General features: G+C 65.4%; 17 protein-coding genes. 7 read left to right on the top strand and 10 right to left on the bottom strand.

Annotated features, from left to right (window positions below; translation table 11 throughout):
- Window positions 1–163: 163 nt before the first annotated feature.
- The gene (locus tag ACZ1II_RS08605; protein WP_465146049.1) at window positions 164–853 is read right to left on the bottom strand and encodes a uracil-DNA glycosylase; all 690 of its coding nucleotides are present in this window, start codon (window positions 851–853) and stop codon (window positions 164–166) included.
- Between the two features lie 65 nt (window positions 854–918).
- Between ACZ1II_RS08605 and ACZ1II_RS08600 the strand changes: the two genes are divergently transcribed.
- From ACZ1II_RS08600 to ACZ1II_RS08590, 3 genes are read left to right on the top strand one after another with little or no spacing between them, the layout of a single operon-like run.
- Window positions 919–1,542: a ribonuclease D gene (locus tag ACZ1II_RS08600; protein WP_465146048.1), complete on the top strand. Its 624-nt coding sequence runs from the start codon at window positions 919–921 to the stop codon at window positions 1,540–1,542.
- A 17-nt stretch (window positions 1,543–1,559) separates the two neighbouring features.
- Entirely contained in the window at window positions 1,560–2,207 is a 648-nt protein-coding gene (gene lptC, locus ACZ1II_RS08595; RefSeq protein ID WP_465146047.1) for an LPS export ABC transporter periplasmic protein LptC, read from the top strand.
- On the top strand, window positions 2,204–2,725 hold the full coding sequence (locus ACZ1II_RS08590) for an LptA/OstA family protein (protein ID WP_465146046.1): 522 nt from the start codon (window positions 2,204–2,206) through the stop codon (window positions 2,723–2,725). Before lptC ends, ACZ1II_RS08590 begins: the two co-directional genes overlap by 4 nt.
- Window positions 2,726–2,824: 99 nt before the next feature.
- Here ACZ1II_RS08590 and ACZ1II_RS08585 read toward each other — a convergent pair whose 3' ends face one another.
- From ACZ1II_RS08585 to ACZ1II_RS08565, 5 genes are all read right to left on the bottom strand, one after another.
- Entirely contained in the window at window positions 2,825–4,225 is a 1,401-nt protein-coding gene (locus ACZ1II_RS08585) for a sugar transferase (RefSeq protein ID WP_465146045.1), read from the bottom strand.
- Between the two features lie 147 nt (window positions 4,226–4,372).
- Entirely contained in the window at window positions 4,373–5,431 is a 1,059-nt protein-coding gene (locus tag ACZ1II_RS08580) for a DNA polymerase III subunit delta (RefSeq protein ID WP_465146044.1), read from the bottom strand.
- 34 nt (window positions 5,432–5,465) lie between these two features.
- Complete coding sequence (gene lptE, locus ACZ1II_RS08575) at window positions 5,466–5,903, bottom strand: LPS assembly lipoprotein LptE (RefSeq protein WP_465147266.1); 438 nt, start codon at window positions 5,901–5,903, stop codon at window positions 5,466–5,468.
- 71 nt (window positions 5,904–5,974) lie between these two features.
- Complete coding sequence (gene leuS / locus ACZ1II_RS08570; RefSeq protein ID WP_465146043.1) at window positions 5,975–8,506, bottom strand: leucine--tRNA ligase; 2,532 nt, start codon at window positions 8,504–8,506, stop codon at window positions 5,975–5,977.
- A gap of 76 nt (window positions 8,507–8,582) precedes the next feature.
- Window positions 8,583–9,050, bottom strand: coding sequence for a DUF3576 domain-containing protein (locus ACZ1II_RS08565; RefSeq protein WP_086492598.1), 468 nt, complete (start codon window positions 9,048–9,050; stop codon window positions 8,583–8,585).
- Between the two features lie 373 nt (window positions 9,051–9,423).
- Here ACZ1II_RS08565 and ACZ1II_RS08560 point away from each other — a divergent pair, with 373 nt between their 5' ends.
- Together ACZ1II_RS08560 and phbB are read left to right on the top strand one after the other, a co-directional pair.
- On the top strand, window positions 9,424–10,152 hold the full coding sequence (locus ACZ1II_RS08560; protein WP_465146042.1) for a hypothetical protein: 729 nt from the start codon (window positions 9,424–9,426) through the stop codon (window positions 10,150–10,152).
- Window positions 10,153–10,290: 138 nt separating this feature from the next.
- Window positions 10,291–11,013, top strand: a complete 723-nt coding sequence (gene phbB, locus ACZ1II_RS08555; protein WP_465146041.1) for an acetoacetyl-CoA reductase — start codon at window positions 10,291–10,293, stop codon at window positions 11,011–11,013.
- Window positions 11,014–11,056: 43 nt separating this feature from the next.
- Here phbB and ACZ1II_RS08550 read toward each other — a convergent pair whose 3' ends face one another.
- A complete protein-coding gene (locus ACZ1II_RS08550) occupies window positions 11,057–11,383 on the bottom strand; it encodes a YnfA family protein (RefSeq protein ID WP_465146040.1) in 327 nt (108 codons plus the stop codon).
- 225 nt (window positions 11,384–11,608) lie between these two features.
- Between ACZ1II_RS08550 and ACZ1II_RS08545 the strand changes: the two genes are divergently transcribed.
- Window positions 11,609–11,842: a ribbon-helix-helix domain-containing protein gene (locus ACZ1II_RS08545; RefSeq protein ID WP_465146039.1), complete on the top strand. Its 234-nt coding sequence runs from the start codon at window positions 11,609–11,611 to the stop codon at window positions 11,840–11,842.
- A gap of 59 nt (window positions 11,843–11,901) precedes the next feature.
- On the opposite strand, the gene ACZ1II_RS08540 is transcribed toward ACZ1II_RS08545, so the two are convergent.
- Window positions 11,902–12,120, bottom strand: coding sequence for a hypothetical protein (locus ACZ1II_RS08540; RefSeq protein ID WP_465146038.1), 219 nt, complete (start codon window positions 12,118–12,120; stop codon window positions 11,902–11,904).
- A 59-nt stretch (window positions 12,121–12,179) separates the two neighbouring features.
- A complete protein-coding gene (gene murA / locus ACZ1II_RS08535) occupies window positions 12,180–13,463 on the bottom strand; it encodes a UDP-N-acetylglucosamine 1-carboxyvinyltransferase (protein WP_465146037.1) in 1,284 nt (427 codons plus the stop codon).
- A gap of 149 nt (window positions 13,464–13,612) precedes the next feature.
- Here murA and ACZ1II_RS08530 point away from each other — a divergent pair, with 149 nt between their 5' ends.
- Window positions 13,613–14,494 carry a UTP--glucose-1-phosphate uridylyltransferase gene (locus tag ACZ1II_RS08530; RefSeq protein ID WP_465146036.1) on the top strand — a complete coding sequence of 294 codons (882 nt, stop codon included), beginning with the start codon at window positions 13,613–13,615 and terminating at the stop codon, window positions 14,492–14,494.
- Between the two features lie 227 nt (window positions 14,495–14,721).
- Here ACZ1II_RS08530 and ACZ1II_RS08525 read toward each other — a convergent pair whose 3' ends face one another.
- Window positions 14,722–15,363, bottom strand: coding sequence for a lytic transglycosylase domain-containing protein (locus ACZ1II_RS08525; protein ID WP_465146035.1), 642 nt, complete (start codon window positions 15,361–15,363; stop codon window positions 14,722–14,724).
- Window positions 15,364–15,365: the final 2 nt, after the last annotated feature.

The following is a 15,365-nucleotide window of genomic DNA, read 5'->3' as shown; positions in this document are numbered from 1 at the left end:
GCCTGAGCGGTTTAAGGAGGGTATATTTCCTGATCAGGAAGAGAGACACCCCCAACCCGCTCTGGCTGAGCTTGTCGAAGCCCGTCCGCGCGATCGCTTTCCCCACAATCTTGATGGGCGTTTCGGCCTGACGTCGTCCCGGACCTGATCCGGGGCGACGACCTTACCAGTCGATCGTCCCGCGCCCATGCTCCGCGAGAAACGCATTGGCCGTGCTGAAATGACGGCACCCCAGGAAGCCGCGATGGGCCGACAGCGGGCTGGGATGAGGCGCGGTCAGCACCAGATGGTGGCTCGAAGTCAGCCCCGGCACCCGCATCGCCTTTTTCTGAGCGTGACTGCCCCAGAGCAGGAACACGCAAGGCTCCGCCTTGGCCGCGACCGCCGCGACGGCGGCATCGGTGATTGCTTCCCAGCCCTTGTTCTGGTGCGACCCGGCCTGCGCTTCCTCGACCGTCAGCGCATTGTTGAGCAGGAGCACCCCCTGCCGCGCCCAGTGTTCGAGATTGCCATGCCCCGGCGCGGTCACGCCGCAGTCGGTGGCCAGTTCCTTGTAGATATTGACCAGCGAGGGCGGCACTTTCACGCCTTCCGGCACCGAAAACGACAGGCCGTGCGCCTGCCCCGCTCCATGATAGGGGTCCTGCCCGAGAATGACGACGCGCACCGAATCGAGCGGCGTCAGCTCCAGCGCCCGCAACCGCGTGCCGCGCGGCGGATAGATACGCTTGCCCGCGGCTTCCTCGGCCTTGAGCCAGCCGCCGAGCTGGCGCGATTGCGGCGAATCGAGCACGGCCCCCAGCGCTGCTTGCCAGGATGGCGGCACGCCCTGAAGCGATCCCGAGACCTCCATTCGCGCCGTACTCCCGCCTAAACCATTTGCGAAACTCAGGCCCAGTCCCTAAGCATTTTCGGACTATGGCTGTCTATCTCCACGAAGAAGATCTCCCCGAAGGCGTACTTGCGCCGGGCCCCGTTGCCGTCGACACCGAGACGATGGGCTTGATCACCCCGCGCGACCGCCTTTGCGTAGTCCAGATTTCCGACGGACAGGGCGACGAGCATCTCGTTCGCTTTGCCCCCGGCAGCGACTTCGCCGCGCCGAACCTGAAGGCGGTGCTGGCTGATCCGGCCCGGCTGAAGCTCTACCACTTCGCCCGGTTCGACCTTGCCGCGATCGAGCACTACCTCGGCGTCACCGCCGCGCCGGTGTTCTGCACCAAGATCGCCAGCAAGCTGACTCGCACTTATACCGACCGCCACGGCCTCAAGGACCTCGTGCGCGAACTGCTCGGCAAGGAAGTGTCGAAGCAGCAGCAGTCGAGCGACTGGGGCGCGGCCGAACTGACCGAACCGCAGAAGGAATATGCCGCCTCGGACGTGCGCTACCTCCACGCGATGCACGATATTCTGGTCGTGCGCCTTGCTCGCGAGAACCGCACCGAGATCGCCCAGGCCTGCTTCGACTTCCTGCCTGCCCGCGCCCGGCTCGACCTGGCTGGCTGGCCGGACCACGACATCTTCAGCCACGAAGCCGCCTGATCGGAGCCTAGCCACGCATGTCGGTCGAAGCCAACCAGATCCGCAATCGCCGCCGGCACTTCGCCGCGCCCGGCGGCTCGCACGATCGCATGGTGGCCTTCCTTGCCAAGGCCCTGCCCGCGGGCATCGGCCTGATCGCGGCCGTCATGATCCTGGTCCCGCTCTCCCCGCGCGGAGAGATCAGCTTCCTGCTGGACCGCAACAAGGTGGCGACCACCGGCGAGCGTATCGCCGTGGCAGACGCCGCCTATCGCGGACAGGACAACCAGGGCCGCGACTTCGTGGTGACGGCGGGCACCGCCGTCCAGCGCTCGCCCGAGATTCCCATCGTCGAAATGCAGAAGCTCGTCGCCCAGATGGCCCTGCAGGACGGCCCCGCCGATATCGCGGCGCCGCGCGGCGCCTACAATTTCGATAACGACACGATGGCGGTCGACGGCCCGGTCAACTTCAAGTCGTCCGACGGCTATACGATGACCACCAGCAAGGTCGACGTCGACATCAAGCAGAAGACGGCGGTCGCATCGGGCGGCGTTCAGGGCACCGTGCCCTCGGGCACGTTCAAGGCCGATGCAATGCACGCCGATCTCGATACCCGCACCATTACACTCGAAGGCCATGCCCGGATGCGCATCACGCCCGGCAAGCTGAGGATGCCGCAATGACCCCCCGCTTGTTCCAATCCCGCAAGTTCCGCATCGCTCTCGGCGTGCCGGTAGCCGGGCTCGCCCTGATCGTCGCCGGGCAGCAGCTCAGCGCCCAGGCGATCTCGGGCCATAACTCGGACGCCCCCGTCGATTTCGGTGCCGACCGCATCGAACTTCAGGACAAGCAGAACCGCGTCGTGCTGACCGGCAATGTCGATATCACCCAGGCCGACCTGCGCCTGCGTGGTGCCCGCACCGTGATCGACTTCATCAAGGGCGACCAGACCCAGGTCCAGCGGATCACCGCCAGCGGCAATGTCGTGGTCACCCGCCAGGACCAGGTCGCGACCGGCGATACCGCGATCTACGATCTCAACCAGCGCATCGTGACGATGGTCGGCAATGCCACGCTCAAGCGCGGCACCGGCGATACCCTGCGCGGCGGCCGTTTCGTGATGGATCTCAAGAGCGGCGTCTCCTCGGCCTCGGGCGGCCGGGTGAAGGGCACGTTCAACGTTCCCAAGAAGAAGAACTGATCCCGGAACCTCTTCCGGAGGAAACGAAAAGGCCGGTTGCGACACCCTGTCGCAACCGGCCTTTTCGTTTTGGGCGACCCTCGGGAGGGGGCGCCCCGATCAGAACGCCTTGTCGTGGACCAGCACCCGCGCGGTCAGGAACATGATGTGCAGATCTCGCATGATGGTCCAGCCTTCGAGATACTCCAGATCGGACTGGAGGCGGTTGATGAGGTCCGATTCCTGGTCGGTTGCCCCGCGATAGCCGCGCACCTGGGCAAGGCCGCTGAGGCCCGGCTTGAGGCTGTGCCGCTGCCAGTAGCGGCGGTCGACTTCCCAGAACAGCTTGTCGCCCGCCAGCGAGCCGGTGGCATGGGGACGCGGGCCGACGAGGCTCATGTCGCCCAGCAGCACGTTGAACAGCTGCGGCAGTTCGTCGATGCTGGTGCCGCGGATGAAGCGGCCGACGCGGGTGATGCGCTGGTCGCCCTTCGAGGCCGAGACATTGCCGTTGGTGTCGCAGAGGGCCTGCGTCATGCTGCGGAACTTGTACATGTTGAAGAAGGTGTTGCCCCGGCCCATGCGGCGCTGGATGAAGAACACCGGCCCGCCGTCCTGCAGCTTCACCGCAAGGGCCACCACCAGCAGCAGCGGCGAGAGCGCAAGGATCGCGCCGCCGGAGAAGGCGACGTCGAAGATGCGCTTGATCGCGCGTTCGCGGATGCCCAGCGGTCCGGCCGAAACGAGCAGCAGCCCGTGCTGGCCAGTCACCCGCGCGCCCTGGGCGCCGAGACGGGCCACTTCGTCGTCCAGCACTTCGCCGTCGACATTGGCGCCCTTGAGCACCATCGCCCATTCCGCACGGCGATCGGCAGGGCAGCTCACCACCACCCGGTCGATGTTGCGCAGGACCAGACCGACGCGATCGAGCGAATCGGGGTCCTTGAGATTGGGCCGCAGCCCCATGGCCGCCGCCGAGACGCGGATCGCGCCGGGCATGCGAAGCTGGGGGCCGCCGTCATCGATGACAAGCTCGTTGATGACATTGGCGCCGCAGCGCCAGTGCACGAAGCTGCGAAGCTGGAGCCGCGACCAGCCGATCAGCGCCATGGCGCAGATAACGCCGCCGCTGAAGGCACCGCGAGACAGGTCCGCCGAGGACTTCATGAGGAATTGCACGAAGACGACGACGACGACCGCCACCACCATCGAGACTTCCGCACGGAAGATACCCCGCCAGCCGTCGCGAAGCGCGTCGGTGGAGTAGGCCGCGTTGTACAACGCCAGCGTCAGGAAGATCGGCAGCAGCACTTGTCCGTAGACGAGCGCCATCTCCATCCCCTGCCTGCTGTCGTAAAGCCAGCCCGCAAGCGCGAAGCCTGCCAGCAGGGCGACAAGGTCCCCCACGAGCAAGGCAAGATAACATTGAAGCCGTCGGCGTTCGAGCGAAGGTGCGACGAGAAGTTCGTCTGCCTCGGAGCGCTGAACGGCTTGGGTCGTAACTGCAAATGGCGCATTCATGCGTTCAACACTCCCGAATTGTCGAACTCATGCCCCCCGGATCCCCTCTTCCGCCTATCGCCACATCCACGGATTCGATGTCCGTGCTGCACTGCGGTAGGTGAATGCACTTATGGTCATTCTTTCGAAGCGGGAAAGCCGATTCAGTTAAGCTGTTCTTTTTATCCGTTGTTTGCCATCAAGTGTAGAAATTCTGGCTATTTCGACTAACCCTTCGGCCAGCAAAAGGTCAGCGTCTTGGCTATTGGCCAGCAGCGATTGGTGCATCGCAATAAGACGGGCCACCAGACGTTCGAGACGATTACCACGCCAGATGCGCAATTGCACGCCAAGGGCTGGTTTGTCCTTCCAGAAAATTCGGCGTGCCGCCGCTTCCGATTCGATCAGGGCTGCGGGATCGCCGCCCCTGCCCAGCCGGGAATTGAGGCCCGCAAGCTGCGCGGCGCGGCGCTCGAAGGCCAGCAGCAGGCCCACGGCATTGATGCCCTGATCGCGCAGGCGCTTGAGTTCGGGGCCGATCGCCTCGCGCTTGCCCCCCAGCACCGCATCGACCAGCGGGCCGAAATCGTCATCCTCGGTCGCCGCACCAACGGCATCGAGATCGGCGCTCGACACCGCGCGCGGGGTTTCCGCGCTGGCATCGAGATAGAGCGCCAGCTTGGTCACTTCCGAGCGCGCCAGCCGCGTATCGAGGCCCGAGGCCCGCGCGATTCGCTGGGCGAGGTCGCTGCCCATCTTGAGTCCGGCGCCATTGGCCATCGTCCGCACGGCGCCGGTCACTGCCCCGAGGTCGGGCGGGTAGAACATCGCCACCAACCCGTCCGGCCGGGCGGCCAGCAGCTTGGCTGTGCGCGACTTGTCGGTCGCGCCGGTCGCCACGATCAGGACCGGGCAGGCGTCGACATCGCTTTCGAGCAGGATCTGCACCGCATCGTGAACCTCGTCGCCCTGGGCGCGAATCCAGATGTGGCGCGAAGTGCCGCCGAACAGCGAGTTGGAGCGTGCCTCGTCGCCCAGCTTCACCGGGTCGCGGCGCAGCTCCGATCCGGCGATCTCGACCCGCTCACCGGGGTCGGCGAGAAACGAGACGATCTTGCCCGCTGCATCGCTGGCGCCGGCTTCGTCGGGGCCGCAAAAGAAGAAAACCCGCGCCTGCTGTGCGGCGCGGGCTGCGAGGCCGCCGAAATCCTTCTGGGTGGCTTTCACGTTGCCGCGATCCGGACTGCGTCTCGCACCGGAATCACTGCTTGGTGTCGCCGCGCAGGCGCAGCGCCACCGCATTGACGATGCGGGTGGCCACGTCCTTCGACATGTTTTCGAGCGCGGTCTGCTCGGCCGCGATCGTCGCATAGTCGGAAGATACGACGTCGATTCCCGCATCCGAACCGGCGGTGGCGTCGAGCACGGTCTCGTTGTTCGACAGGTCCACCAGCTGGTAGCGCGCACGCAGGGTCCGGCGCTCGCGACCGATGGTATCGTCCGAGAGCAGCGCGAAGCCTTCGAGCTTGTCGTCCAGTCGAATGTCGAGGCGGTAGCGCGGTGCCGTCCCGGCCTTTTCCGAACCGAGCTGGTCGACGATGGCGTTGCGAACCAGCCAGCCCGCACGCCCCTCGATCGCCGCGACCTGCACGCCCTGAAGGCCCCGTGCCACGGCACCGCTGCCGCCGCCCGCATACATCGGCTTGAGGCCGCAACCAGACAGCAGCGCGGTTCCGAGCAGCACCGGGCCGACAAGACGCAGGAAACGCTTCACGCGACGAGATTGACCAGACGGTCGGGCACGACGATCACTTTCCTCACCTCGGCTCCATCCAGTGCACGCTGCACTTTCTCGCTGGCAAGGGCAAGCGCTTCAAGCTCTTCCTTGGAAGTGCCCTTGGCCACGGTCAGGGTGTCGCGCAGCTTGCCTTTCACCTGGACCGCCACGGTCACTTCGTCCTCGATCAGCAGCGCCGGATCGACTTCGGGCCATGCCGCCTCAGCGACGAGACCTTCCCCGAAGGTCGCGAAGGCCTCTTCGGCGAGGTGTGGCATCATCGGCGAGACGAGCAGCAGAACCGTGCGGATCGCGTTCGAGCGGCTGGCCGAAGGCGCCGCCTTCTCGACCGCGCCGGTCAGTTCGTAGATGCGCGCCACGGCCTTGTTGAAGCCCAGCGATTCGATGTCCGAAGCCACCGCCGCCACCGTCTGGTGGACCTTGCGGTCGATCGCCTTGTCTTCGCCCTCTGCCGCAGCGTCGTACTGGGCAAACAGACGCCACAGACGCTGGACGAAGCGGCCGCAGCCCTCGATGCCCGCTTCCGACCACGGCAGGTCGCGTTCCGGCGGGCTGTCGGACAGCATGAACCAGCGGATCGCGTCGGCGCCGTAAGTCGCGACGATTTCGTCAGGATCGACGACGTTCTTCTTCGACTTCGACATCTTGATGACCCGGCCAACCTCGACGGCGGCACCGTCAGCCTTCAGCGTCGCCCCGTCCGAAGTCCGGTCGATCTCGCCGGGCGAGAAGTAGACCGGCTGGCCGTTGGCATCGTTGATGCGGAAGTAAGTCTCGTGCGTGACCATGCCCTGCGTGAACAGGCTGGCGAAAGGCTCCTTCACCTCGACCTTGCCGATGCGGGCCAGTGCGCGCGTCCAGAAGCGGGCGTAGAGCAAGTGCAGGATCGCATGCTCGATGCCGCCGATGTACTGTTCCACCGGCAGCCATTCGGCGATCTTGGCCGGATCGAACGGACGATCTTCGGGCTGGCTGGCGAAGCGCAGGAAGTACCACGAGGAATCGACGAAGGTGTCGAGCGTGTCGGTTTCGCGGCGCGCGGCGTGGCCGCATTGCGGGCAATCGACATGCTTCCAGGTTGGGTGGCGGACCAGCGGGTTGCCGGGGGTCGAGAAATCGACGTCCTCGGGCAGCGTGACCGGCAGATGCTTCTTGGGCACCGGCACAACGCCGCAAACCTCGCAGTGGATGAACGGGATCGGCGTGCCCCAATAGCGCTGGCGCGAAACGCCCCAGTCGCGCAGGCGCCACACGGTCTTGCCCTCACCCCAGCCTTCGGCCTCGGCGCGCGCGATGACGGCGGCCTTGGCATCCTTCACGGCCATGCCGTTGAGGAAGTCGGAATGGACGCAGACGCCGTCGCCGGCCTCGGACTCACCGTCGAACGGCTTGTCGGCATCGGCCTCGCTCGCCGCGACGACGCGCAGGATCGGCAAACCGTACTTGGTGGCGAATTCGAAGTCGCGCTGGTCGTGACCCGGAACGGCCATGACCGCGCCGGTGCCGTAGTCCATCAGCACGAAGTTGGCGATGTAGACCGGCAGGTCGGCGCCCGTGAACGGATGCTTCGCCCTCACGCCGGTATCGAAGCCCAGCTTTTCAGCGGTTTCGAGTTCGGCCGCAGTGGTGCCGCCCTGCTTGCACAGCGCGATGAATTCCTCGACCTCGGGGCGCCCGACAGCAACCGCCTGCGCGATCGGGTGATCTGCAGCGACGGCCACGAAGCTGGCGCCGAAGATCGTGTCCGGACGGGTCGAGTAGACTTCCACCGAACCGATGCCGCCCACTTCGGCGGTCAGGTCGAACTTGAACTGCAGGCCCTGGCTCTTGCCGATCCAGTTCTCCTGCATCGTGCGGACCTTCTCAGGCCACTTGTCGAGCGTGGAGAGGCCTTCCAGCAGTTCGTCGGCGAAGTCGGTGATCTTGAGGAACCACTGGGAGAGCTTGCGCTTCTCCACCAGCGCGCCCGAGCGCCAGCCGCGCCCGTCAATCACCTGCTCGTTGGCAAGCACGGTCATGTCGACCGGATCCCAGTTCACCGCCGATTCCTTGCGATAAACCAGATCGTTTGCGTAGAGATCGAGGAACAGCGCCTGCTCGTGGCCGTAGTATTCCGGCTCGCAGGTGGCGATCTCGCGGCTCCAGTCGAGCGCAAAGCCCAGGCGCTTCAGCTGCGCCTTCATGTTGGCGATGTTCTCGCGCGTCCAGCCGCCGGGGTGGACGCCCTTTTCCATGGCCGCGTTCTCGGCGGGCATGCCGAACGCGTCCCAGCCCATCGGGTGGAGCACTTCGTGGCCGGTCATGCGCTTGTAGCGCGCCAGCACGTCGCCCATCGTGTAGTTGCGCACGTGGCCGATATGGATGCGTCCCGAGGGATAGGGGAACATCTCAAGCACGAAACTGCGGGGCTTGGACGAAGTATCGTCAGCCTTGAAGCACTGGGCTTCGTCCCACGCAGCCTGCCAGCGCGTGTCCGCCTGAGCCGGGTCGAACCGCTCGGTCATTTCTATCAGGTCTCCTGCGGGCACATGTCACCCGCGCAATTAAAGCTGCGGGCCGGATCGGCCCGCAGGGGAAAAATCAGCCGCCGATCGAATCGCGGCGAAGGTCGCGGGCGCGGGTGAGGATGATGTCCTCCAGCTTCTGCACGGTCGCAGCCTGCACCGGCGCCGGTGCCCAGGCGCCGTTCGCCGAGACTTCGCGCTGTGCGGTCACGCGCAGGGCGTCGGCGCGCAGGTCCTTGTCGAGGATCATCACGGTGACCTTGACGCGCTCGCCCGGCTGCTTGGGATTGACGTACCAGTCGGTAACGATGACGCCGCCGGCGCTGTCCGACTGGAGCAGCGGCATGAACGACAGCGAATCGAGGCTGGCGCGCCAGAGGTAGCTGTTCACGCCGATCGTGGTCACTGCCGAAGGCGCGATCGAGGAATTCACCTGCTTGCGGCCACCGCCACAACCGGCCAGCGCAAGCGCCGCCACGGCGCAGAAGCCCGCGGTTGCCAGCGATCGAGCAGAGAGAAGGCCGGTATGGGTGCTGCCTGTCATCGTAATTCCCAGTTCCTGTCTTGGCGAAGGTGCCGGACTTTCCGCGCGCCTGCCGTGAAACGCCTCTATAGCCGCCACTGCCGGGGCGGCAAGTGCGGCTTCATCAGCTTGCAGCCATAAGCGGGACATGGGTAAACGCTTGCTGAACAGGCAGAGCGCCCCGGAACGAAGCCTCCACACGCCCCTTCCCGCTGGCGATCATCCTGTGTTAAGCTCACCGGACGAGGATGGCGGACCGATTTGGCAAGGCGATGGGAAGGACCCTGAGAACGGGTAATGGCGAGAACAGGTGATGAATAGCGAAAGCGCACGCCCGATGGATGGCGCTCTCTCGAAGCAGGCCCAGATGAACCTGGGTATTTCGAAAGGCGGCATGAGGACCAGCCTCCTGCTGACCTCCTGCGTCGTCGTGCTCGCCCTGCCCAGCGCCGTCCTGGCCTTCACCACAACGTTCAAGGCCGATCCTTCCGCCCGCTCGATCGGCGCGCTCGATCCAGAGACTTCGCCGGAAAGCCTGTCGCGGGCGATCGCGATGCGATCGCTGGGCGATGGCGAGAACTTTCCCTTCACCCCCGCCGGTCCCACCGCCCGGCGGGACCGCGCGGTCACCGTGGCCGTCCGCATCGACCGAGAGGCGGCACAGGCGATCATCGTGCGCAATCGCGTCCAGGTCGCCCGTAACGACATGGCCAGCGTCGGCGGCCTGAAGATCGCGCCCACCGCCTTCAACCTCGGTGTGGCGCGCGGCTACCAGAACTTCGCACCGGACATTGCCGCGGCCACCGCCCCTGCCGCCGCGCGCGGCATTTCCGACGCGCCGGAACTCAAGAAGTTCAGCCTCCAGGCCGGCAGCGCCGAACAGAAAGAGCCGCGCTTCACGACCCGCCTTTCCATCGACGAGAAGCGCGCACCGGGCCGCGCCCCCCATACTTTCGCGGGCGAAGCGGGTGAAGTCGACCTGGGAGGCTCCTACCGCGTCACCAACAACCTCGATCTCACCGCCGGCCTGCGCTACTCGCAGGAACGCGAACGCCTGATGCCGCTGACAGACGGACGACAGGACAGCCAGGCGGTCTACGTGGGGACGCAGTTCAAGTTCTGATTTTTGCAACTGCAGGTGCATTTCTCGCATCAATTTTTGACTTAAATAAACGTCATCGTCAGCAGGCTTCGCTTGCCCCGAACCATTGTATTTCCTAGCCTGTGCCTGGTGGATGCTCACTAAGCGAAAGGCATTATAATGGCGCGCGTTGCTATCGTTACCGGTGGAACCAGGGGTATCGGAGAGGCGGTTTCATTGGCCCTCCAGGAACGGGGCCACACTGTAGTTGCAAATTACGCAGGCAATGAAGAAAAGGCCAAGGCATTTACGGAGAGGACCGGCATTCCCGCCTACAAATGGGACGTCGGCGACCATGAAGCCACGCTTGCCGGCGTGGCGCGGGTGACCGAGGAAGTCGGCCCGGTGGATATCGTCATCAACAATGCCGGCATCACCCGCGACGGCGTGCTCCACAAGATGACCTTCGACGACTGGAACGAGGTCATGCGCATCAACCTCGGCGGTTGCTTCAACATGGCCAAGGCGACCTTCTCCGGCATGCGCGAGCGCGGCTGGGGACGCATCGTCAACATCGGCTCGATCAACGGCCAGGCCGGGCAGTACGGCCAGGTGAACTATGCCGCCGCCAAGTCCGGCATCCACGGCTTCACCAAGGCACTGGCCCAGGAAGGCGCCAAGTACGGCGTCACCGTCAATGCCATCGCGCCGGGCTATATCGATACCGACATGGTCGCGGCAGTCCCCCCGCCGGTTCTGGAGAAGATCGTCGCCAAGATTCCGGTCGGCCGCCTCGGCAGCGCTTACGAGATCGCGCGCGGCTGCGCTTTCCTTTGCTCGGAGAACGCCGCTTTCGTGACCGGCTCGACACTGAGCATCAACGGCGGCCAGCACATGTATTGATCGGATCGGAAGGACCGGCGCGCAAGCCGGTCCTTCCGCCTTGCTAGGCCCGATGCGGGCCGAACAGAATCACCGCCGCGCCGACCAGGCAGATCGTCGCGCCGCCAATGTCCCAGCGATCGGGGCTTACGCCCTCGGCGATCCACAGCCACAGCAGCGCCGACAGGATGTAGATGCCGCCGTAGGCCGCATAAGTGCGCCCGGCCTGACTGCTGTCGACCAGCGTAAGCAGCCAGGCGAACAGCACCAGCGATGCGCATCCGGGAATGAGCCAGAGCGGCGATTTTCCCATCCGCAGCCAGGCCCAGAACGCGAAGCAGCCGCCGATCTCGGCCAATGCCGCGCCGATGTAGATGATAATGCTCTGCATTCCTGCTGGATAGCGAGCAGGGGCAGGCCTGTCGCGCGATTCATGCCGGTCGGTGGATTTGCGCTCGGATAGCAGAAGCGGGGTCCCCGCCTTCGCGGGAACGACCGAGATTTTGATTCTCGAATCCGGCGTATCTTCGTCATTCCCGCGAAGGCCGGTATCCCGCTTGATACGCTGCGCAACCTCGCCATTCCCGCGTGAGCGGCCTCCTGCTAAACCCATGCAATGACTTCGATCTACCATCCGCCGGTCAAGCGCTCGATCGAGATCGCAGGACACAAGACTTCCATCAGCCTCGAACCCCTGTTCTGGGACCTGCTGCGACAGGTCGCGGCGCGCGAAGGCGTGCCGATCAACGCACTGGTGGCCCGGATCGATGCCGAGCGGCTGGAGGCAGACACCCCGCCGGGTCTGGCCAGCGCGATCCGGGTCTGGCTGGTCGCGCCGTCAACTCCCTGAAAAGGAAAGGGGCGGTAGCCCTGCGGCCCCGCCCCTATGATCTGCATTCCGCCGAACGATCAATGCGACGGCGGGTCGCTCGCCGGAAAGCTCTCGTCGATCGCCTCGTCGGTCTTCGACCAGCGCGGCGGCTTGTCGATCATGTTCTCCGGACCGGCATCGCGAACGGGATAGCGATCCGGACCGCCTGCCGTCGCCAGGTTCTCATTCGCACGGTTGGCATACTTGTAGAGTGCGTAGCCGATGGCACCGGCTGCCGCCAACTTGATCAAGCCCATGGTCGTTGCTCCTGTCGCATATTCGAGGGAGCAACGCACCGCGGGACCGATCGGTTGCCTTATTCGCCGCCGACCCGTTCGATCTGCGCGCCGACCAGCGCCAGCTTTTCCTCAAGCCGCTCGTAGCCGCGATCGAGGTGGTAGAGGCGGTGAACCTGCGTTTCGCCCTCGGCCGCGAGACCGGCGATGACAAGGCTCATCGAGGCGCGCAGGTCGGTCGCCATGACTTCGGCGCCGGTCAGCTTCTGCACGCCGTGGACGACAGCAGTGCGGCCCTTGGTCTCGATATGCGCGCCCATGCGGTTGAGTTCGGGAACGTGCATGTAGCGGTTCTCGAAGATCGTCTCGGTCAGCACGCTCGAACCTTCGGCGCGGCAGAGCAGCGCCATGAGCTGGGCCTGCATGTCGGTCGCGAAGCCCGGATAGGGCGCGGTCGAAAGCGTGACCGGCTTCAGCGGGCCGTCGGCGGCGACGTGGAGGCCGTCGGCGGTCGGCTCGACATGGACGCCGGCGTCGCGCAGGGCCTGCACGGTGGCTTCCATGTCCTCGATCTTGGCGCCCTTCAGCAGGACCTCACCGCCGGTGATGGCGGCGGCGCAGGCGTAGGAGCCTGCCTCGATGCGGTCCGGCATGACCATGTAGGTCGCGCCGTGCAGGCGGTTGACGCCGTGGATGGTGAGGTCGGACGTGCCGATACCCTCGATCTGCGCGCCCATGGCGACCAGCAGGTTGCAGAGATCGACGATCTCCGGCTCGCGTGCGGCATTGTGCAGGGTGGACTTGCCCGTGCAGAGCACCGCGGCCATCAGCGCGTTCTCCGTCGCGCCGACCGAGACCACCGGGAAGGAATAACGACCGCCCGGCAGGCCGCCGTCGGGCGCGATCGCGCGGACGTAGCCCGCCGCCATCTCGATCTGGGCGCCTAGCGCTTCGAGCGCCTTCAGGTGCAGGTCGATCGGGCGGTTGCCGATCGCGCAGCCGCCGGGCAGCGACACGGTCGCCTCACCCATGCGCGCCAGCATCGGGCCGAGCACCAGGATCGAGGCGCGCATCTTGCGGACCAGATCATAGGGCGCGACCGAGCTGGTGATGCGAGTCGCCTGAAGCGTCATCACCCGGCCGAAGTCTTCCGGACGGCTGCCCGCGATCATCGTCGAGATGCCGAACTGGTTCATGAGGTGCTGGAAACCGTCGATGTCCGCCAGGCGCGGCAGATTGCGCAGCGTCAGCGGTTCTTCGGTCAGCAAGGCACAAGGCAGCAGCGTAAGGGCCGCGTTCTTCGCGCCGGAAACGGGAATGGTGCCGGAAAGGCGCTTGCCGCCCTCGATGATGATCTTGTCCATGTCCCGCTCTTTAACGGGATTTGGCCGCGCAGCAAGCACACCTCGGAGAAACACGGATGGACTGTTGCGCTGCATCTGCGAAGTAGGTTTTATACGAAATAAATCCCGCTTTAACCGCACCGTAACCAAATGGAGCCAGACCGTTAACCATGTCTGCACCCCAGTTCAAAAAGCCCGTCCGAAAAGCCGTGTTTCCGGTCGCAGGACTTGGAACCCGCTTTCTTCCCGCCACCAAGGCGATTCCGAAGGAACTTCTTCCCGTCGTCGACCGGCCGCTGATTCAATACGCGGTCGATGAGGCGCGCGAGGCGGGGATCGAGGAATTCGTCTTCGTCACCGGCCGCGGCAAGACCGCGATCGTCGAACATTTCGATACGGCCTACGAACTGGAAGCGACGATGTCCGCGCGCGGCAAGTCGCTCGATCCGCTGGAACCCACGCGCATCCAGCCGGGCAATCTCGTCACCGTGCGCCAGCAGGTGCCGCTCGGCCTCGGCCATGCCGTATGGTGCGCCCGCGCCGTCATCGGCGACGAACCTTTCGCGATCTTCCTGCCCGACGAACTGATGTACGGCTCACCCGGCTGCATGAAGCAGATGGTCGATGCCTATAACGAAGTGGGCGGCAACCTCGTCTCGGTGCTGGAAGTGCCGATGGAGGAAGTCTCCAGCTACGGCGTCATCGCGCCGGGCGCGGTGAACGGTGCCCTTACCGAAGTGAAGGGCCTGGTCGAGAAGCCCAAGGTGGCGGAAGCGCCCTCGAACAAGATCGTCTCGGGCCGCTACATCCTCCAGCCGGAAATCATGGGCCTGCTCGCCAACCAGGGCAAGGGCGCGGGCGGCGAGATCCAGCTGACCGATTCGATGGCCAAGCTGATCGGCGAGCAGCCGTTCCATGCGGTGACCTTCGCCGGCCAGCGCTTCGACTGCGGTTCGAAGGTCGGTTTCGTCGAAGCCACCCTCGCCATCGCGCTCGACCGTCCGGATATGGGCGAGGAAGTGCGCACCATCGCGAAGAAGCTGCTGGGCTGAGACGTTTCGGAAATTGGGTCTGACGAAAGCGCGTTCCTTTGGGGGCGCGCTTTTTTCTTGATGAGAGGTGGCGGAGACCCTTCGACAAGCTCAGGGTAAGCGGGTGTTGGTGTAGTGGCGAGCATGCCCATGCCGCCCAAAAGCCTTCCCCCCGCTCATCCTGAGCTTGTCGAAGGATCAGCCTGAGCTTGTCGAAGGCCCCTCAGCCAAGACGGAAGCCGGAAGACTCAGCGCCGCACCGGGTCCGTGAGCCGGGCCATGATCGCGGCGACATAGGCCTGGGTCTCGCGGATGCGGGGAATGCCGCCTGCCTTCTGCACCCGGCCGGGACCGGCATTGTAGGCGGCCAGCGCCTTTTCGATATCGCCGCCGAAAGCATCGAGCTGCATGCGCAAGTACCGTGCGCCGCCTTCGAGATTGGCCGTGGGGTCGCCAGGGTTCACCCCCATCTGCGCCGCCGTGCCCGGCATGAGCTGGGCCAACCCCCGCGCCCCGACCGGCGAGCGGGCCGCCTCGTTCCAGCGGCTCTCCTGCCAGACGACGGCCTCGAACAGCGCCGGGCTGATGTCATACTTGGCGGCCAGTTCCGCCACGCGCGCGCGCCAGCGGGTCGGCCCGGCGGCATCGAGCGCATCGGTGATCGACTGCGGATGAAGCTGCGAGGCTTCGAGCGCCGCCGGGACCGTCTCCATTGCTGCCACGTCCGCGCCCACGGCGTCACGGCCCTGCCCCGCCGGACCTCCGGCCACCCACTGGTAGCCGTTCGTCCCGATTTCCAGCACATCGGCCGAAGCCGCGCCGGGCAGGCCGAACGCGGCCAGAACGGCCGCACCGACAGAGAGTTTCAGGCGATTCGAAAAGCGCGTCATGG

The organism is Novosphingobium sp. BL-S-20, assembly GCF_055521635.1.
This window is presented reverse-complemented; position numbering and strand designations above follow the sequence as displayed.